Origin of the sequence: Pseudomonas salmasensis, from assembly GCF_014268375.2 — a bacterium.
GTDB lineage: Bacteria > Pseudomonadota > Gammaproteobacteria > Pseudomonadales > Pseudomonadaceae > Aquipseudomonas > Aquipseudomonas salmasensis.
The window spans coordinates 2,677,086-2,695,034 of record NZ_CP077083.1 but is presented as its reverse complement, the minus strand read 5'-3'; the positions used below and the strand labels follow the sequence as shown (position 1 = coordinate 2,695,034).

General features: G+C 62.7%; 15 protein-coding genes. 13 read left to right on the top strand and 2 right to left on the bottom strand.

The genetic code is table 11. The features are described 5' to 3' along the window. The first annotated feature begins 192 nt into the window (after positions 1-192). The 9 genes from HU731_RS11880 (at position 193) to HU731_RS11840 (ending at position 10,923) form a co-directional block, all read left to right on the top strand. A complete protein-coding gene (locus tag HU731_RS11880) occupies positions 193-714 on the top strand; it encodes an RNA polymerase sigma factor (RefSeq protein WP_003194359.1) in 522 nt (173 codons plus the stop codon). A 63-nt stretch (positions 715-777) separates the two neighbouring features. Further along, entirely contained in the window at positions 778-1,776 is a 999-nt protein-coding gene (locus HU731_RS11875) for a FecR family protein (protein ID WP_186607147.1), read from the top strand. A gap of 200 nt (positions 1,777-1,976) precedes the next feature. Then, positions 1,977-4,634, top strand: a complete 2,658-nt coding sequence (locus HU731_RS11870) for a TonB-dependent receptor (RefSeq protein WP_186607148.1) — start codon at positions 1,977-1,979, stop codon at positions 4,632-4,634. An 81-nt stretch (positions 4,635-4,715) separates the two neighbouring features. Beyond that, positions 4,716-5,336, top strand: a complete 621-nt coding sequence (locus tag HU731_RS11865; protein ID WP_186607149.1) for a heme acquisition protein HasA — start codon at positions 4,716-4,718, stop codon at positions 5,334-5,336. Between the two features lie 170 nt (positions 5,337-5,506). Beyond that, positions 5,507-7,255: a type I secretion system permease/ATPase gene (locus HU731_RS11860; RefSeq protein ID WP_186607150.1), complete on the top strand. Its 1,749-nt coding sequence runs from the start codon at positions 5,507-5,509 to the stop codon at positions 7,253-7,255. After that, the gene (locus HU731_RS11855) at positions 7,252-8,574 is read left to right on the top strand and encodes an HlyD family type I secretion periplasmic adaptor subunit (RefSeq protein WP_186607151.1); all 1,323 of its coding nucleotides are present in this window, start codon (positions 7,252-7,254) and stop codon (positions 8,572-8,574) included. Before HU731_RS11860 ends, HU731_RS11855 begins: the two co-directional genes overlap by 4 nt. Next, positions 8,571-9,899 carry a TolC family outer membrane protein gene (locus HU731_RS11850; RefSeq protein WP_186607152.1) on the top strand — a complete coding sequence of 443 codons (1,329 nt, stop codon included), beginning with the start codon at positions 8,571-8,573 and terminating at the stop codon, positions 9,897-9,899. The genes HU731_RS11855 and HU731_RS11850 overlap by 4 nt, the downstream gene beginning before the upstream one ends. Before the next feature lie 134 nt (positions 9,900-10,033). Continuing rightward, the gene (locus HU731_RS11845) at positions 10,034-10,462 is read left to right on the top strand and encodes a DUF4160 domain-containing protein (RefSeq protein WP_186607153.1); all 429 of its coding nucleotides are present in this window, start codon (positions 10,034-10,036) and stop codon (positions 10,460-10,462) included. After that, positions 10,459-10,923 carry a DUF2442 domain-containing protein gene (locus tag HU731_RS11840; protein WP_120248800.1) on the top strand — a complete coding sequence of 155 codons (465 nt, stop codon included), beginning with the start codon at positions 10,459-10,461 and terminating at the stop codon, positions 10,921-10,923. The genes HU731_RS11845 and HU731_RS11840 overlap by 4 nt, the downstream gene beginning before the upstream one ends. Positions 10,924-11,036: 113 nt before the next feature. On the opposite strand, the gene trmA is transcribed toward HU731_RS11840, so the two are convergent. Together trmA and HU731_RS11830 are read right to left on the bottom strand one after the other, a co-directional pair. After that, a complete protein-coding gene (gene trmA / locus HU731_RS11835; protein ID WP_186607154.1) occupies positions 11,037-12,116 on the bottom strand; it encodes a tRNA (uridine(54)-C5)-methyltransferase TrmA in 1,080 nt (359 codons plus the stop codon). Next, entirely contained in the window at positions 12,113-13,408 is a 1,296-nt protein-coding gene (locus HU731_RS11830; protein WP_003194342.1) for an NCS2 family permease, read from the bottom strand. The genes trmA and HU731_RS11830 overlap by 4 nt, the downstream gene beginning before the upstream one ends. A gap of 188 nt (positions 13,409-13,596) precedes the next feature. Here HU731_RS11830 and HU731_RS11825 point away from each other — a divergent pair, with 188 nt between their 5' ends. The 4 genes from HU731_RS11825 to HU731_RS11810 all read left to right on the top strand — a co-directional run bounded on the left by HU731_RS11825 (position 13,597) and on the right by HU731_RS11810 (position 17,831). After that, entirely contained in the window at positions 13,597-14,043 is a 447-nt protein-coding gene (locus tag HU731_RS11825; protein ID WP_186607155.1) for a DUF4879 domain-containing protein, read from the top strand. A gap of 97 nt (positions 14,044-14,140) precedes the next feature. Then, positions 14,141-14,665 carry a (2Fe-2S)-binding protein gene (locus HU731_RS11820; protein WP_032895224.1) on the top strand — a complete coding sequence of 175 codons (525 nt, stop codon included), beginning with the start codon at positions 14,141-14,143 and terminating at the stop codon, positions 14,663-14,665. Beyond that, a complete protein-coding gene (locus HU731_RS11815) occupies positions 14,662-15,651 on the top strand; it encodes an FAD binding domain-containing protein (RefSeq protein ID WP_186607156.1) in 990 nt (329 codons plus the stop codon). The genes HU731_RS11820 and HU731_RS11815 overlap by 4 nt, the downstream gene beginning before the upstream one ends. Next, positions 15,648-17,831, top strand: a complete 2,184-nt coding sequence (locus tag HU731_RS11810) for a xanthine dehydrogenase family protein molybdopterin-binding subunit (protein ID WP_186607157.1) — start codon at positions 15,648-15,650, stop codon at positions 17,829-17,831. The genes HU731_RS11815 and HU731_RS11810 overlap by 4 nt, the downstream gene beginning before the upstream one ends. The last annotated feature ends 118 nt before the right edge of the window (positions 17,832-17,949 follow it).

The following is a 17,949-nucleotide window of genomic DNA, read 5'->3' as shown; positions in this document are numbered from 1 at the left end:
AGTTCTTATTGGTTGTGGAGTCAAAATGTACTGGTTGGTTAATTTGGTCAATGGATGGCGGCGGATCTGTTCGGTGATCGAACGTTTAATCAACGCCATCACTAGGCTCAATCGGATTAGATATCAATTGAAAATCATTCTCGACAACGCTTAAGATGCCCGCCTGTTTCCTTAACATTCCAGGGAGTCGGTTTGTCGGACGTGGATCTCAAGGGCCTGTTTCTCAAGCACGCCGATACGCTGCGCGGGTATTTGGCCCGCAGGGTACGGGACCCGCAACTGGCCGCAGACCTGGTGCAGGAGAGCTTCCTGCGCCTGGCAGAAAAACCGGCCGGTGAGCGTATCGACAACTCCCAGGGTTATCTCTATCGAACGGCGAGCAATCTGCTGATCGACCATATTCGCCAGGAAGCACGGCGCAAGACCGACACCGTGCCCCACGAGGCGCTGGCCGAGATTGAAGATGACGTGGCCGGGTTGGAGGCTCAGGCAATGGCGCAGCAACAGCGGCAGGCATTGAAGCAGGCGCTTTCGGAATTGCCGGCGCGCACCCAGCAGATTTTCCGCTTGAACCGTATCGAAGGCATGACCCACGCTCAGGTCGCCCGGCATCTGGACATTAGCGACAGCAGCGTGCAAAAGCATCTGGCCAAGGCCCTGGCCTATGTGATGCAGCGCTTGCAGGAAGGCGAGGTGACGCCATCCGACGAATGAATTACCGAAATACGCCAGGCCAGACGTCACAGCGTCTATATAACGAGAATTCGAGATTCACACGTGAATAGCCAGGGACCGCAACAGCACAGCATTACCGAGGCGGCCGCCGATTGGGCGGTGCGCCTGCACGCCGGTGCCTTGAGCGAACAGGAACAAGCCGAACTGCGCCAGTGGATCGCCCGCGACAGCCGCCACGAAGCGGCCCTGCGGTTTGCCGAACAGACCTGGGCGGCGCTGGGCGAGGTGCACACGGACGAGGCGGTACACCGGCAGCGCCCGCCCGCGCCCGCTACACCCTTGCGCCGCGCCAAACGCCGACGGCCGTGGCAACGTGCGGCCGCCGTGGCGCTGGTGCTGGTGGCGGCGGGCATCGGCTGGGTACGCGGGCCGGATGCCTTGCTGCGCTTGCAGGCCGACTACGTCACGCACAAAGGCGAAGTGCGCACGGTGCACCTGGCCGATGGCAGCGTGGTAGAGCTGGATTCCGACAGCGCCATTCGCCTTGAGTACGACGGCGTACAGCGCGGCGTCAGCCTGCTCCAGGGCGCGGCGATTTTTCAGGTGGCGCCGATGGCCGGCGAAGAAACCCGACCGTTCGTGGTGCACAGTGCCGGCGGCCAGACCCGGGCGCTGGGCACACGGTTTGTGGTCGAACGTGAGCGCGAGAGCCAGGCCTGGGTCGGTGTGCTGCAACACAGCGTCGAAGTGTCAGTGCCGGCGTCACCCAGAAACGGCCCTGCCGAGCAGGTCCTGCTACCGGGCCAGGCTGCGCGCTACAGCCCCCAGGACGGGGTGGTCAGCCTGGATCAGTTTGATGTGGATCGCGCCACCAGTTGGCACCGTGGTGTGTTGATCTTCGACCGGCAGCCGCTGGCCAAGGTCATCGAGCAACTCAACCGTTACCGCCCCGGGCGGGTGGTGTTGGCCAACGCAGACCTGGGCGAGCGCGAAGTCAGCGGCGTCTTCCGCCTGGACATGCTCGATAGCGCCCTGGCCACCCTCACCCAAGAGCTTCAAGTGCAACGCGTGGAGCTGGCTGGCCTCAGCCTGATCTACTGACCTTCCCCCGTTAAAAACCGATGCCCCTGTAGGCGCGAGCTCGCTCGCGAAAATACCCAGGGCACCGCGTTTTCATTGACGTTCTTCGCGAGCAAGCCCGCTCCTGCAAAAAATATTACTGACTTCCCGCGCCTCGCACGTCTTGCTAGGTGAGAAGTATTCGCATAAACAAAAAATGCTCAGCGCAGGGATCACCACCAATGTCAGCACTCACCAAGGGGCGTACCACCGGCAGCCGCTTAGCCCTGGCCATTCACCTGGGGTTGTTCGCCGTGGCCGTACCGGCCTACGCGCTACAGCCTCCAGCCGTTACGGCCCAGTCCGCCGTGTTGACGTTCGATATCCCTGCGCAGTCCCTCGGCAGTGCGGTGCTGGCCTTCGCTGACCAGGCCGGCCTGCAAGTGTTGTTCGACAGCCAGCGCCTGCACGGGCTGAGCAGCACCGCGCTCAAGGGGCGCTTTGACGTGCAGGAAGGCTTGGGCCGCCTGCTCGGCGCCGCCCCGGTGGAGTACCGCTTTACCGGCGATCGCCAGGTCACCCTCACCCGGGTCGAGCAACAGGCCGGTGCCCTGGCCTTGGCCACCACCACGGTCACCGGCCTGCACCCGCAGGATTGGGTGTATTCAACCCCACGCTCGGTGAGTGTGGTGGGGCGCGAACAGCTGGATCGCAACCCGCCGCGTCATGCCGCCGAGATGCTGGAAGAGGCGCCGGGCGTCTACTCCGCCGTCAGCCAGCAAGACCCAGGGTTGTCGGTGAATATCCGCGGTATCCAGGACTATGGCCGGGTCAATATGTCGGTCGATGGCATGCGCCAGAATTACCAGCAAAGTGGTCACCAGCAACGCAATGGCACGCTGTATGTCGACCCGCAGTTGCTGTCCGAGGTGGTGATCGAAAAGGGCGCGACCTCCACCCAGGGCGGTGCGGGGGTGATTGGCGGGGTGGCTAACTTCCGCACCCTGGAAGCCGCTGACCTGCTCAAGGATGGCAAGCAAATCGGCGGGCGCATTCGGCTCACCTCGGGGCTGGGTGGGCGCAGCAACGGCACGCACTTTATTGGCAGTTCGGCGTTTGCCGTGGGCACCGATGTCTGGGACATGCTGGTGGCCGCCAGCGAGCGTCACCTCGGCGATTACAACCCCGGCACCCGGGGCAGCATTGGCGAGTTGCGTAGCGGCGCGGCGTACATGCCGGCCAGTGAGGAGCGGATCAAGAACACCACCGTTGCCTATTCGGGCTCGGTGATGCGTTCACGCTTGCTCAAGCTGGGGCTCAATCTTCCGGTTGAGCAGCGCCTGCAACTGAGTTACCTGGTCACCGAAGTCGACTACGACGACGTCAATATGATGACCGCCGAAAAGCCCCAGTTATGGGAAAAGCTCGGCAGCAGCAACGTCAAGGCGCAGAACTTCGCGCTCGACTACAGCTATGCGCCAGCCAACCCGCTGATCGACTTCAAGGCCAAGCTCTACCATGTCGATACCCGCAACGACCAATCCACCCTGGCCCGGGGTATCAGCAAGGCTTACGACGTCACCTATCAAACCAATACCTACGGCGCGCAGGCGCAGAACATCTCGACCTTTGCCCTGACGGAACTGGCCACCCTCAAGGCCAACTATGGGTTGGAGTTTTTCTACGACAAGGTCCGGCCGGACTCCAACCAGGGGGTAGAAGCAGGCTCGGCGCTGACGGCCTCGGCGGCGGAGAGCATCACGCCCAAAGGTGATCGGGCCATGGGCAGCCTGTTCGGGCGCCTGGATTTCGACTACGACGGTTGGCTGAACCTCAACGCCGGCTTGCGTTATGACCGTTATCGGCTGCGCGGCGATACCGGCTTGAACACCCGCACCTTCATCATCGGCACCACTCGCCAGATCAGTGTGCCCACCACTTACGATGTGGATCGCGAGGAGGGCCGTTTTTCGCCGACGTTTGGCTTGTCGGTCAAGCCGGGTGTGGATTGGCTGCAACTCTTCGCCACCTATGGCAAGGGCTGGCGCCCGCCGGCAGTGACCGAAACCATGGTCAGCGGCCGGCCCCACGGCGGTGGTTCGGAGTCGATTTTCCCCAACCCTTACCTGAAGCCGGAGCGGTCCACGGCGTGGGAAGTCGGCTTCAATGTGCTCAAGGAAGACCTGCTGTTTTCCGATGATCGCGTGGGCATGAAGGTGTCCTACTTCAACACCCGGGTCGATGACTTTTCCTATATGGCCCTGGGCGTGCAGCCGCCGGGTTATGGCAACGTCAATATCGGCAGTGCGGCCTATGTAAACAACCTGGAGACCACGCGTTTTCGGGGGCTTGAATACCAACTCGATTACGACGCCGGTTTTGCCTACGGCCAGTTCAACTACACGCGCATGCTTGGCAGCAATAAGTTCTGCAGCAAAACCGCGTGGCTGGGCGGCGTGACCAAGACCCAGAAACGCCCGGGTAACCGTGCCCCGGTGGACGCGATGGTGCCGGACGATGCGGCCAATGCCGGCGTGGGTTGCAGCGCGATCCTCGGCTCCTCCGAACACATGCCCATGGACCGCGGCACCGCCACGCTGGGCGCGCGGTTCTTTGAGCGCAAGCTGGACGTGGGTGTGCGTGCCCGCTACAGCGCCGGCTACTACGTCAAGGGCGCCGCCGGGGTAACCACCTCGCAAACCGGCGTCTACCCCGCCGACTGGAAGCCCTACACCGTCTACGACCTGTATGGCAGCTACCGCGCCACCGACCAATTGACCCTGCGCCTGGCCATGGAGAACGTCACCGACCGCGCCTACCTGGTGCCGCTCGGGGATGTGCTGGCCTTCACTCTGGGCCGTGGGCGCACCGTGCAGGGCACCGTTGAATATCAGTTCTGACCGCTTTTGCCCAGTGACGGGCAAAACCACAGCAGGCACCGGCTTGCTGGGGAGTGACCACCCAATGACTTGGAGTTTTGCATGAGCATTTCTATTTCATACAGCACGACCTACGCCGCCAGCACCGTCGCCCAATACCTGAACGACTGGTCGGCTTACTTTGGTGATCTCAACCACCGTGAAGGTTCGGTGAAAGAGGGTGTGAACACCGGTGGTTTCAACCCGGGGCCGTTCGACGGCACCCAATATGGCGTGACAAGCAGCGTCAGCGATGCGGCGGTGGTGGCTGAAGGCAGCCTGCATTACACCCTGTTCAATCCGCCGACCCACACCTTGTGGGGTTCGCTCGACGGCCTGACCCTGGGCGATACCCTCGCCGGCGGCGCGAGCAGCGGTGGCTACACCATCGCCAACCAGGAAGTCAGCTTCACCAACCTGGGCCTGTCGAGCCTGCAGTCCGAAGGTCGCGATGGCCAGGTGCACAAAATCGTGTACGGCCTGATGAGCGGCGACAGTTCGGCGCTGGCCTCGGCCATCGACACCCTGCTCAGGGGCATCGACCCAAGCCTGTCGGTCAACTCTACCTTCGATCAGCTGGCCGCTGCCGGTGTGGCGCATCAGGATTCGGCTGCGTTTGCGGCTGCCGATGTGGGCCTGGTGGGTATTCAGGACGCGCCGCACGACTTCGCCCTGGCCGCCTGATGCAAAAAAGCCGATGAAAGATCGCTCTTTCATCGGCCTTGCTCAAACACCGTCGCCGCCCGAGTGCTTGCAGGCCAGGGCGGCGGCGGCTGCAAATTCTGTGGGCGCGCCACAGGTGCTGTCAACGCACCGGGCGGGCCCTTGCTTGACTCTTCAATGGGATGCCCTTCATGACTCGGCCCGGTGCCAAGCGCGCGAATGAGATGCTGGCCGCACTCACCGCCTATAAAAGCGCCTTCTTCAACATTGGCTTGTTCTCGGCGGTGATCAACCTGCTGATGCTGGCCCCGGCGCTGTACATGTTGCAGGTGTACGACCGCGTATTGGCCTCGGGCAACCAGATGACCCTGCTGATGCTGACGCTGATGATCCTCGGCCTGTTCGGCTTGATGGGCGCGCTGGAGTGGGTGCGCAGCCAGGTGGTGATTCGCCTCGGCGCGCAGATGGACATGCGTTTGAACCAGCGCGTGTTCGATGCCGCCTACGAAGCCCAGCTCAAGGGCGGCACCCAGGCGGCGGGCCAGGCCCTGCACGACCTGACTACCTTGCGCCAGTTCGCCACCGGCCAGGCGTTGTTCGCCTTTTTCGATGCGCCGTGGTTTCCGGTGTACCTGCTGGTGATCTTCCTGTTCCACCCCTGGCTGGGCCTGCTGGCATTGGCTGGGGCGTTGCTGCTGATGGCATTGGCCTGGGCTAATCATTATGTCAGCCAGGCACCGATGGCCCTGGCCAGCCAACTGTCGATCAGCGCCAGCCAGCAGGCCACGGCCAACCTGCGCAACGCCGACACCATTGAAGCCATGGGCATGCTCGCCACCTTGCGCGGGCGTTGGTTCAGCCAGCACCAGGCGTTTCTGGTGCAGCAGAACCTGGCCAGTGAAAAGACTGCGGTGGTCACGGCCTGGTCCAAGGGCGTACGCCTGGCCCTGCAATCGCTGGTGCTGGGCCTGGGCGCCTGGTTGGCGGTCAACGGCGACATAACGCCGGGGATGATGATTGCGGGCTCGATCCTGATGGGACGTGTACTCAGCCCCATCGACCAGTTGATCGGCGTGTGGAAACAATGGGGTTCGGCGCGCCTGGCCTATGAGCGCTTGTCGCTGATGCTGCAGGATAACCCGGCGCGACCGGTGCGCATGAGCCTGCCCGTGCCCAAGGGCCAGGTGAGCGTGGAGCAGATCAGCGCCTGCGCGCCCGGCAGCCGCCGGCCAGCGTTGGCAAACCTGGGTTTCAGCCTGCCGGCGGGGGATGTACTCGGTGTTATCGGCCCGTCGGGGTGCGGCAAGTCCACCCTGGCGCGGGTGCTGGTGGGGGCCTGGGCACCCTTGGCGGGCAAGGTGCGCCTTGATGGCGCCGACCTGGCCCTGTGGGACAAGCAACAACTCGGCCCGCATATCGGTTACCTGCCCCAGGACATCCAGTTATTCGCCGGCAGCATCGCGCAGAACATCGCGCGTTTTGAAACGGTAGAGGCCGACACCGTCCTCGCCGCCGCGCAGATGGCTGGCGTGCATGAGTTGATCCTGCAACTGCCCCAGGGCTACGACACGCAACTGGGGGAGGGCGGCGCGGGCTTGTCCGGCGGGCAAAAGCAACGGGTGGCCCTGGCGCGTGCGCTGTACGGGTTGCCGGCACTGATCGTGCTGGACGAACCGAACGCCAACCTGGACGAAGTGGGCGAGCAGGCGTTGCTGCAGGCCATTGCCCAGCTCAAGCAGCAACGCCGCACCTTGATCCTGATTACCCACAAACCCAACGTGCTGAGCCTCACCGACCAGTTGCTGATCCTCAAGGACGGCCAGATGCAGGCCTTCGGCCCCACGGCGCGAGTGCTGGAGGCGCGGCAAAAAACTGCGGCAAACAAACCGGTCTCGACCATGAGCATGAGCTACCGCCTCGGTGCAGGAAAGCCCGCATGAGCCAGAGCAAGCCCATTTTGGTCAGTGACCCATCCAACGTGCTGGCGCTGGATGACAAAAAATACTCCCGCCTGGGTTGGTGGCTGGTGCTCGGCGGCTTTGCCGGGTTCCTCGGCTGGGCGGCGCTGGCGCCGTTGGACAAGGGCGTGGCGGTGCCGGGCAAGGTTATGGTCTCGGGGCATCGCAAGACGGTGCAACACCCGGCGGGCGGGATCGTCGAGCGTATCCAGGTGCGTGACGGCGACCGGGTCAGCGCCGGCCAGGTGCTGTTACGTTTGAAGCAAACCCCGTTGCGCGGGCAAATGCAGTCATTGCGCAGCCAATACCGGGCGTCCCTGGCCAGTGAAGCGCGCTTGAATGCTGAGAGTGAAGGCCTGGCGACCATCGACTTTGCGCCCCAGTTGCTGGCCGATCCTGAGGCCGCCAGCACCTTGAGCCTGCAACGCCAGTTGTTCCACAGCCGCGCCCAGGCGCTGGCCACCGAGCAGGCAGGCTTGCGTGAAACCATCGCCGGCGTTGAGGCGCAACTGCGGGGGACGCGGGATTCCCAGGCGAGCAAAGTGCAGCAGCGGGCGGCGTTGACTGAGCAACTGCAAGGCCTGCGCGAATTGGCGCGCGAGGGTTATATCCCGCGCAATCGCCTGCTCGACAGCGAGCGGCTGTACGCACAAATCGACGGAGCCATCGCCGAGGATTTTGGCCGTATTGGCCAGTTGCAACGCCAGGTACTGGAACTGCGCCTGCGCATCCGCCAGCTCGGTGAGGACTTCCAGAAAGACCTGCGCAGCCAGTTGGCCGAGACCCGCACCCGCAGCGAGGACTTGCGCAATCGCCTGGCCTCTGCCGAATTCGAACTGGCCAACAGCCTGGTCCGCGCACCGGCGTCTGGCGTGGTGGTGGGGTTGCAGGTGTACACCGAAGGCGGGGTGATCCAGCCCGGCCAGGCGCTGATGGACATCGTGCCCGAAGGCGAGCCACTGTTGGTGGAAGCACGGGTGCCGGTACAGATGATCGACAAGGTGCACCCGGGCTTGCCGGTTGAATTGATGTTTTCGGCGTTCAACCAGTCCACCACGCCACGGGTGGCGGGCGAAGTCACCTTGGTCTCGGCCGATCGCCAGGTCGATGAGCGCACCGATGAGCCGTATTACACGCTACGGGCCCAGGTCAGCACGGCGGGCATGCAGCAACTGCACGGCGTGCAGATCCGCCCGGGCATGCCAGTGGAAACCTTCGTCAAGACCGGTGAGCGCTCGATGCTCAACTACCTGTTCAAACCCTTGCTGGATCGCACCCATATGGCCCTGGTGGAAGAATGAAGGCGTTGCTGTTCATCCTCTGTTTAAGCTGTACACCGGCGGCGCACGCCCTGGGGTTGTTGGATGTGTATGACTTGGCGCTGCGCAACGACCCAACCTTTCAAGCGGCGATTCAGGAGCGTGAGGCCGAGCAAGAAAACCGCGTGATCGGTCGGGCGGCATTGCTGCCGAACCTGTCATGGAGCTACAACAACTCGCGCAATGAGTCAGAAGTCACCCAGAGCACGGCGCTGGGTAATGTCACCAGCGACCGCAATTACCGCAGCTACGCCTCAGCCCTGACCCTGCAGCAACCGCTGCTCGATTACGAAGCCTATGCGCGTTTTCGCCAAGGCACCGCCCAGGCATTGATGGCCGATGAGCGTTTTCGCGGCAAGAGCCAGGAGCTGGCCGTGCGGGTGCTGGGCGCTTACAGCCAGGCATTGCTGGCACAAGAGCGCATCGAGCTGAGCCGTGCCCAGAAGCGTGCGTTTGCCGAGCGCCTGCAACTCAATGACCGCTTGCTCAAAGGCGGTGAAGGCACGCGTACCGATGTGCTCGAAACCCAGGCGCGACTGAGCCTGGCCCAGGCCGAAGAGATCGAAGCCGTGGATGCCCAGGACAGTGCTTTACGTGAGTTGGAAGCCATTGTCGGCCAGCCGCTGCAAATCGAAGAACTGGCGCCCCTGGCGCGCCCATTCGAGATCGCGCCGCTTGAGCCCAACCGATTCGAAACCTGGCGTGAACTGGCCATGGCCAACAACCCTGAACTCAAGTCCCAGCACCACGCGCTCGACGTGGCCTCTTATGAAGTGGAGCGCAAGCGCGCCGGGCATTTGCCCAAGGTCAGCCTGTACGCGACCAGCCGCAAGACCCATTCCGATTCAGAAAGCAGCTACAACCAGAAGTACGACACCAACAGCGTCGGCATCCAGGTCAGCCTGCCGCTGTTTGCCGGTGGCTCGGTCTCGGCCTCCACCCGTCAGGCGGCCAACCAACTGTCCCAGGCCCAATACGAGCTGGACGCGCAAACCGCTGCCACGTTGGTGCAGTTGCGCAAGCAATTCAACCTCAACACCAGCGGCGCGGCGAAGGTGCGGGCCTATGAAATGGCAGTCAGGTCCGCCACGGCACTGGTCACCGCCACTCAGAAAAGCGTCAGTGGCGGCGAGCGGGTCAACCTCGACGTTCTCGACGCCGAACAACAGCTGTTCACCGCCCGACGTGATCTGGCCAATGCCCGGCATGCCTACCTGCTGGCGCGCATTCAGTTGAAGTATTACGCGGGATTGCTAAGCGAGCAGGACTTGCGGGCACTGGCCGGGTATTTCCAACCCTCGGCATGAGTGGTTACAACCCGGCATTCGCCGGGTTTTTTGTGGTGACTAATCTGTGAAACAGCTTCGGGAATAGGAGCCGGTTGTCGGGTGGCAGAGAAAAATTGTTACCTGGCGGAAAATAACCTAACGGATGGGTTACGATGAGAGTAGGTGCTTACAAAGGCTATGTCATTTCGGTGTTTATCAGGGATGAGCATTGCCCGCCCCATGTGCATGTCAGGGGCAAGGGCTGGGATGCGCGTTTTCGCTTCAGTTTTCTGGATGGGGAAGTTGAGTTGTGGGACGTAGAGCCTGAACGGAGGCGGCCACCCATAGCACTTCTGAAAGAGATACGCGGGGCGATCATGCAGCGGCACTACTTGGCACGGGCACGCAGGATCTGGTGGGAAAAACTGCAGACGGTTTGCCTGGAGAATCATTCCTGGAATTGGGACGCTGGTGAGTTGGTCCCTGGGTTGGTCATTCGACAAGGTCTCTACGTCATCGCGAGCGCCAGGCACGACGTCGTAGCGCAACGGACAATTTTGAATCTGGTAAGAGCGCCAGATTGCGTGGGGATTAATTTATGAAAATCATAAAAGCCAAAGTCACACCTTATGTACCTCTCACTGAAGCCGACGTTGACAAGGCAATCGCCCGTGGGCGCAAGTTGAAACGCCTGTACGCCAACGCCAGCAACGTACGGTATGAAAACGACTGCCTCTCCATTGGCTTCAGCGATGGCAGCCGCGTCGTGTTGCCGGTGGCTGGCCTGCCGGAGTTCGAAGGGTTTTCAGCGAAGGATTTCCAGCAGTTGGAAGTGACGTTCGGTGGCAAGGCGATTAGCTGTGAGGCGCAGGACCTGGATGTTTCGATCACAGGGTTGATCGCTACAAGCCAGCCGCTGATGGACCTGGCAACCAGCCTGGTGGCATCGCGCAATGGCCGCAAAAGCAGCGCGGCCAAATCCGCAGCGGCTCGCGCCAATGGCAAGAAGGGTGGCCGGCCACGCAAGGAAGCCCCGCAGCCCCCAGAGACAACAGACACTTGAATAAACTGTAGGAGCGAGCTTACTCGCGAAAAACCCACAGGCACCGCGTTCATCCAGGAAGCACGCGTTATCGTTGACGTTTTTCGCGAGCAAGCTCGCGCCTACTTGCAGGTTTATCGGCGGGTCAGCAACACACCCGATTCCATATGGTGCGTCCACGGGAACTGGTCAAACATTGCGCACTGGGTAATCCGGTGCGTGTCGTGCAGTTGCGCGATGTTCGCCGCCAGCGTCTCCGGGTTGCAGGAGATGTACAGGATGTTGTCGAAGCGCCGGGTCAGCTCGCAAGTGTCCGGGTCCATGCCGGCGCGGGGCGGGTCGACGAAGACGCTACCGAACTCGTAGCTTTTCAGGTCGATGCCGTGCAGGCGGCGGAACGGGCGCACTTCATTCAGGGCTTGGGTGAGTTCTTCGGCGGAGAGGCGCACCAGGGTGACGTTATCCACGCCATTTTCATCCAGGTTGCTCAGTGCCGCATTCACCGAGGTCTTGCTGATCTCGGTGGCCAGCACCTTGCGCACGCGGGTCGCCAGCGGCAGGGTGAAGTTGCCGTTGCCGCAGTACAGCTCCAGCAAATCGTCCGGGCGATCGCCCAGGGCTTCATAGGCCCAGTTGAGCATCTTCTGGTTCACCGTGCCGTTGGGTTGGGTGAACGCGCCTTCGGGTTGGCGGTAGCTGAAGGTGCGGCCACCGACGTCGAGTTTTTCCACCACATAGTCATGGCCGATCACATCGCGCTTGCCCTTGGAGCGGCCGATGATGCTCACATTCAGCTCAGCGGCCAATTGGTTTGCGGCGCTGTGCCAGTGCTCATCCAGCGGGCGGTGATAACACAGGGTGATCATCGCGTCGCCGGCCAGGGTGGTGAGGAACTCCACCTGGAACAGCTTGTGGCTCAGGGCGGCGCTGGCTTGCCAGGCGGCCTTGAGTTGCGGCATCAACTGATTGATGCGCTGGCTGGCGATGGGGAATTCTTCGATGAGGATCGGCGTGCGCTTGTCCTCCTGGGAGAACATCGCGTAGTGGCGCTCGCCGCCTTCGCGCCACAGGCGGAACTCCGCGCGCAGGCGAAAGTGCTGCAGCGGTGAGTCGAAGACCTGCGGCTCGGGCGCGTCGAACGGTGCCAGCAGGTCACGCAGGCGCGTGACCTTGTCTTGCAGTTGAGCGGTGTAGCTTGCGGCGTCGAAAGTCATGCGTTGAACCAGCCCAGCTTGATCACAAACAGGATCGACAGGATCACCAGTGCCGGGTTCAGCTCACGGTAGCGGCCCGAAAGCAGCTTGATGGCGGTCCAGGCGATGAAACCGAAGGCGATGCCGTTGGCGATGGAGTAAGTGAAGGGCATCGCCAGGGCGGTGATCACCACCGGCGCTGCCACCGTAATGTCGTCCCAGTCGATTTCGGCCAGGCCTTGGCTCATCAACACCGCCACAAACAGCAAGGCTGGCGCGGTGGCATAGGCCGGCACACTGGCGGCCAGTGGCGAGAAGAACAACGCCAGCAAAAACAGGATCGCGACCACGATGGCGGTCAAGCCGGTACGGCCACCGGCGCTCACGCCTGCGGCCGATTCGATGTAGCTGGTGGTGGTCGAGGTGCCCAGCAGGGAACCGGCCATGGCGGCGGTACTGTCGGCGATCAGCGCACGGCCCATTTTCGGCATATGGCCGTCCTTGCCCATCAGGCCGGCGCGCTTGGCGACGCCGATCAGGGTGCCGGAGTTGTCGAACAGGTCAACGAACAGGAAGGCGAAGATCACGCTGACCAGGCCGATGTCCAGCGCGCCCTTGATATCCAGCTGCAGGAAGGTCGGCGCCAGGGACGGCGGTACCGAAGTCACGCCGATGAACGGCGTGAAGCCCAGGACGATGGAGGCGACAGTCACCGCCAGGATGCCGATCAGCACCGCCCCGCGTACGGCCAGGGCTTCCAGCGCGACGATCAGCACGAAACCCAGGGTGGCCAGGATCGGTGCCGGTTGTTTCAGGTCGCCCAGGCCCACCATGGTGGCTGGGTTGCTCACCACGATACCGGCGTTATGCAGGGCGATCAGCGCCAGGAACAGGCCGATGCCGGCGGCAATCGCCGAGCGCAGGGGCAGGGGGATGGCGTTGATGATCCACTCACGAATGCGGAAGATCGACAGCAGGAAGAACAGCACCGCCGAAATGAACACTGCGCCCAGCGCCACCTGCCAGGTGTGGCCCATGTGCAGGACCACGGTGTAGGTGAAGAAGGCGTTGAGGCCCATGCCCGGTGCCAGGGCAATCGGGTAGTTGGCGATCAGGCCCATCACGGTCGAACCAATGGCCGCCGCCAGGCAGGTGGCGACAAACACCGCGCCCTTGTCCATGCCGGTCTCGCCGAGGATGCTCGGGTTCACGAACAGGATGTAGGCCATGGCCAGGAAGGTGGTGATCCCCGCGAGAATCTCGGTGCGCACATTCGTATTGTGGGCTTTGAGTTGAAACAGCTTTTCCAGCATGCCGGCTCCCTGTGACGCGAGTGTGCGTCGTGATTTGTTGACCTCTAAGTCAAAGCACAAACTGCGCCAAACGCTTGTGGTTTCAGAGAGGATCGGAAAAAGCGGCGCATCATACCAGCAGCCGAGGCTGTGTGGCGCATGGGCTTGAGGCATACTGCGCCGACGTTCAACAGCCGGTCATCGACAGCATGAAAAAAGCTAACCCGTGGAGTCTAGCTCTGATCGCCAGTATCAGCCTGTGGCTGGGCGCGGCACCGGCATGGGGCGCGACTGCACCGGCCTTGAGCGAGGTGCGGGTGTTCAAGGTGGAATCGGCCACGTGCAGCGAAGCGATCGCGGAGCGGGTCAACACTACCCAGCTGTGCGAGCACCGCGGGCCCACCAAGGTTTCGGTGATGGAAGTCGGCCTGGGCAACAGCCCCATGGGCCGCTTCAACGGCGCAGAGTTGAATGGGCAACGCACAGCGGTGTGCCAGGTCGGCAACATCAGTGAGGCGTGCAACGGCGTGGGCACCTTGATGGGCTACATCTATGTGTTCGACCTGAACGTCCAGGCCCAGGGCTGGTTCGAATTCACCAATACCTCGATCAACCCGCCGCAAAACACCCTGAAAGCCACGCTCAATATCCGCTGATCAATCATCTTGAACGCTCAAAAAACCGGGAAGTCGTACCCCTTAAGACGGCGATTTTCCTGAACGCCGCGGACGTACACCAACCCGTGAGGTGTTTATGAGCGCGACCCCCAATGGCGCGGCGGCCCAGCCGTTCGTCGCCCACCCGATACGCCTGACACTCAACGGCCAGGCTCGCCAACTGAACGTGTTGCCCTGGACCACCTTGCTGGACTTGCTGCGCGAGCAGTTGGACCTGGTGGGCAGCAAAAAAGGCTGCGACCACGGCCAGTGCGGCGCCTGCACCGTGTTGCGTGACGGCAAACGCGTGAATGCCTGCCTGACCCTGGCCGTGATGTGCGACGGCGCCGAATTGACCACCATCGAAGGCCTGGCCGACGGCGACCAACTGCACCCCATGCAACAGGCCTTTATCCAGCACGACGCGTTCCAGTGCGGCTATTGCACGCCCGGCCAGATCTGTTCTGCCGTGGGCCTGGCCAATGAAGGCCGCGCCCACGACCGTGCGCAGATCCAGGAATTGATGAGCGGCAACCTGTGCCGCTGCGGTGCCTACAACAACATCCGCGATGCCATCGAAGACGCGCTGCCGGCCTGCCGCCGCCAGGGAGGTGAGTCATGAACCCCTTCCACTACAGCAGGCCGACCGATGTGCAGCAGGCCGTGCAGATGAGCAGCGCCGCCTCGCGCTTTATCGCCGGTGGCACCAACCTGCTGGACCTGATGAAAGAAAACATCAGCCATCCCGAGCACCTGATCGACATCACCGGCTTGCCGCTGCATGACATTCAAGAAACCGCTGAGGGCGGCCTGCGTATCGGTGCGCTGGTGAGCAACGCCGACCTGGCCTGGCACCCGCTGATCGAGCAGCGTTACCCGTTGCTGTCCCAGGCCATCCTCGCCGGGGCGTCGCCGCAGTTACGCAACATGGCCAGTACCGGCGGCAACCTGTTGCAGCGCACCCGTTGCTATTACTTCTACGACGCCGCGGTGCCGTGCAACAAGCGCCAGCCCGGCAGCGGCTGCCCGGCGCGCAACGGTTTGAACCGTATCCATGCGATCCTCGGCGCCAGTCAACAGTGCGTGGCCACCCATCCTTCGGACATGTGCGTGGCCCTGGCGGCGCTTGCGGCGCGGGTGCATGTGGAGGGCCGCGGCGGCGCACGGGTGATTGAGTTCGCCGACTTCCACCGCTTGCCAGGCGATGCGCCGCAACGTGACAACCAATTGGCCGACGATGAGCTGATCACCGCGATTGAACTGCCCGCCGATCACCTGGCCCGCCACAGCCATTACCTGAAGATCCGCGACCGTGCCTCCTATGCCTTCGCCCTGGTGTCGGTGGCCGCCGCCTTGGAGCTGGACGGCGATGAAATCATCGACGCCCGCCTGGCCTTGGGTGGTGTGGCGCATAAACCCTGGCGTGACCGCGCAGTGGAAGCCTTGCTGATCGGCCGCACGGTCAGCCGCGAAACCTTCAGCGCCGCCGCCGACGCCCTGCTGCAAGACGCCGAACCGTTGGAACACAACGGCTTCAAGGTCAAGCTGGCCCGGCGCGCAATCATTCGTGCCCTGAGCGACGCCGCCGTCGCAGGAGAACAGCCATGAGCGCCATCGGCAAACCCCTAGACCGCGTCGACGGTCTGCTCAAGGTCACCGGCCAAGCACGCTACGCCGGTGAATTTCCCGAGGACGGCCTGCTGCATGGCAGCGTGGTGTCGAGTTCGATCGCCAAAGGCCGGGTGCTGCGCATCGATGCGTCCAAGGCGTTAGCCTTGCCCGGTGTAGTGGACGTGATCCATCACCTCAATCGGCCGAAAATCGCCAGCTACGATGAGGCCTTCGCTGATGCCGATGCGGCCGATGGCTCGCCTTTTCGCCCTTTGTATAACGACCGCGTGCTTTACAGCGGCCAGCCCCTGGCTTTGGTGATTGCCGATAACCTCGAACTGGCGCGGCACGCCGGCTCACTGGTGCAGATCGACTACGCGCCCGAAGCCTTCGAAACCGACCTGCTCACCCAACAAGCGGCAGCGCACCCGTCGCCCCAGACCCCACCCAAACCGCGAGGCAACTTCGAGGCTGAATGGGCCGGTGCCGCAATCAGTCTGGACTTGCACTACAGCACGCCTATCGAGCATCACAACCCGATGGAACCCCACGCCAGCACTGTGCTGTATCAGCCCGACGGCACCCTGCATATCCATGACAAGACCCAGGGCCCGCAGAACTGCCAGGCCTACGTGCAAAAAGTCTTCGGCCTGGACAAGCGCCAGGTGCGCATCTTTGCTGCCTTTGTCGGTGGCGCCTTCGGTTCGGGCCTGCGCCCGCAATACCAATTACCGCTCGCGGTGATGGCGGCCATGGCGCTCAAGCGCTCGGTGCGCGTCACCCTGACGCGCCAGCAGATGTTCACCTTCGGCTATCGCCCGCGCACCTTGCAGCGTTTGCAGATGGGCGCCGCTGCCAATGGGCGCTTGCTGGCGTTGGGGCATACCGCAATTGGCCAGACATCGCGCTTTGAGGATTTCAGCGAGCACGTGGTGGAGTGGAGCGGCATGCTCTATCACTGCGACAACGTGCAACTGACCTACAAGCTGGCGCCGTTGGACGTGTTTACCCCGCTGGACATGCGCGCGCCCGGCGCCGCACTGGGCGTGATCGGCCTGGAGTGTGCCATGGACGAACTGGCCTGCGCCCTGGCCATCGACCCGGTGCAATTGCGCCTGATCAATTACGCCGAACGCAACCAGAACGAAGACAAACCCTGGTCGAGCAAGGCCCTTCGCGAATGCTACAGCGAAGGCGCCGAACGCTTCGGCTGGAGCCAGCGCAACCCGGAACCGCGCAGCATGCGTGACGGCCGCCAATTGATCGGCTGGGGCATGGCCGGCGGCGTGTGGGAAGCCATGCAGATGAAGGCCAGCGCCAAGGCCCGCATCGATAGCAACGGCAAACTCACCGTCAGCAGCGCCACCACCGACATCGGCACGGGCACCTACACGGTAATGACCCAGATTGCCTCCCAGGCCAGTGGCGTGGCGATGGCCGATATCAGCTTTGTGCTGGGCGATTCGTCATTGCCCACCGCGCCGTTGCAGGGCGGCTCGTTTACCGTCTCGTCCGTCGGCACTGCCGTGCAGCAAGCGTGCGAAGCGCTGAATGCCAAGTTGCTGGAGATCGCCCGGCAGACGTACCCGGTATTCAAGGAGGCCGATTCGGTTCGGTTTGAAGACGGCCAGCTACACAGCGGTGATGTGAGCGTGTCGTTGGCGCAATTGGTCAAGGACAGCGGTGAAGAGGCCCTGGAGGTACAGGTCGACAGCCAGCCCGACAAGAAGCGCGAGGGTTATGCCAGCGCCACTCACTCGGCGGTGTTCGTCGAAGTGCGGGTGGATGAAGACCTTGGCACCATCAAGGTCAGCCGTGTGGTCAGCGCCATTGCCGCCGGGCGCGTGGTCAACCCCAAGATGGCCCGCAGCCAGATCCTCGGCGGCGTGGTGTGGGGCATTGGCATGGCACTGCATGAAGAGACCCAGGTGGACCATGAACTGGGGCGCTACATGAACCACAGCCTGGCCGAGTACCACATCCCGGTGAACGCCGACATCGGCGAGATTGATGTGCTGTTTGTTGAAGAACATGACGAGATCGTCAATGCACTCGGCTCCAAGGGCGTGGGGGAAATCGGCATTGTCGGGGTGGCGGCGGCGGTGGCGAATGCGGTTTACCATGCCACCGGCAAGCGGGTGCGGGAGTTTCCGATTACCTTGGATAAGGTGCTGTAGCCCAAACCCTCAGACCAATGAAGTCCCAGTGTGGGAGCTGGCTTGCCTGCGATAGCGGTGTATCAGCCACCAGAAAGTTGCCTGATACACCGCTATCGCGGGCAAGCCCGGCTCCCAC

Bases quoted from the DNA above. Each gene is read 5' to 3' on its own strand.
- HU731_RS11870 (WP_186607148.1), top strand. From the start codon at position 1,977: ATGTCAGCACTCACCAAGGGGCGTACCACCGGCAGCCGCTTAGCCCTG.
- HU731_RS11865 (WP_186607149.1), top strand. From the start codon at position 4,716: ATGAGCATTTCTATTTCATACAGCACGACCTACGCCGCCAGCACCGTC.
- HU731_RS11860 (WP_186607150.1), top strand. From the start codon at position 5,507: ATGACTCGGCCCGGTGCCAAGCGCGCGAATGAGATGCTGGCCGCACTC.
- HU731_RS11855 (WP_186607151.1), top strand. From the start codon at position 7,252: ATGAGCCAGAGCAAGCCCATTTTGGTCAGTGACCCATCCAACGTGCTG.
- HU731_RS11850 (WP_186607152.1), top strand. From the start codon at position 8,571: ATGAAGGCGTTGCTGTTCATCCTCTGTTTAAGCTGTACACCGGCGGCG.
- HU731_RS11845 (WP_186607153.1), top strand. From the start codon at position 10,034: ATGAGAGTAGGTGCTTACAAAGGCTATGTCATTTCGGTGTTTATCAGG.
- HU731_RS11840 (WP_120248800.1), top strand. From the start codon at position 10,459: ATGAAAATCATAAAAGCCAAAGTCACACCTTATGTACCTCTCACTGAA.
- trmA (WP_186607154.1), bottom strand. From the start codon at position 12,116: ATGACTTTCGACGCCGCAAGCTACACCGCTCAACTGCAAGACAAGGTC.
- HU731_RS11830 (WP_003194342.1), bottom strand. From the start codon at position 13,408: ATGCTGGAAAAGCTGTTTCAACTCAAAGCCCACAATACGAATGTGCGC.
- HU731_RS11825 (WP_186607155.1), top strand. From the start codon at position 13,597: ATGAAAAAAGCTAACCCGTGGAGTCTAGCTCTGATCGCCAGTATCAGC.
- HU731_RS11820 (WP_032895224.1), top strand. From the start codon at position 14,141: ATGAGCGCGACCCCCAATGGCGCGGCGGCCCAGCCGTTCGTCGCCCAC.
- HU731_RS11815 (WP_186607156.1), top strand. From the start codon at position 14,662: ATGAACCCCTTCCACTACAGCAGGCCGACCGATGTGCAGCAGGCCGTG.
- HU731_RS11810 (WP_186607157.1), top strand. From the start codon at position 15,648: ATGAGCGCCATCGGCAAACCCCTAGACCGCGTCGACGGTCTGCTCAAG.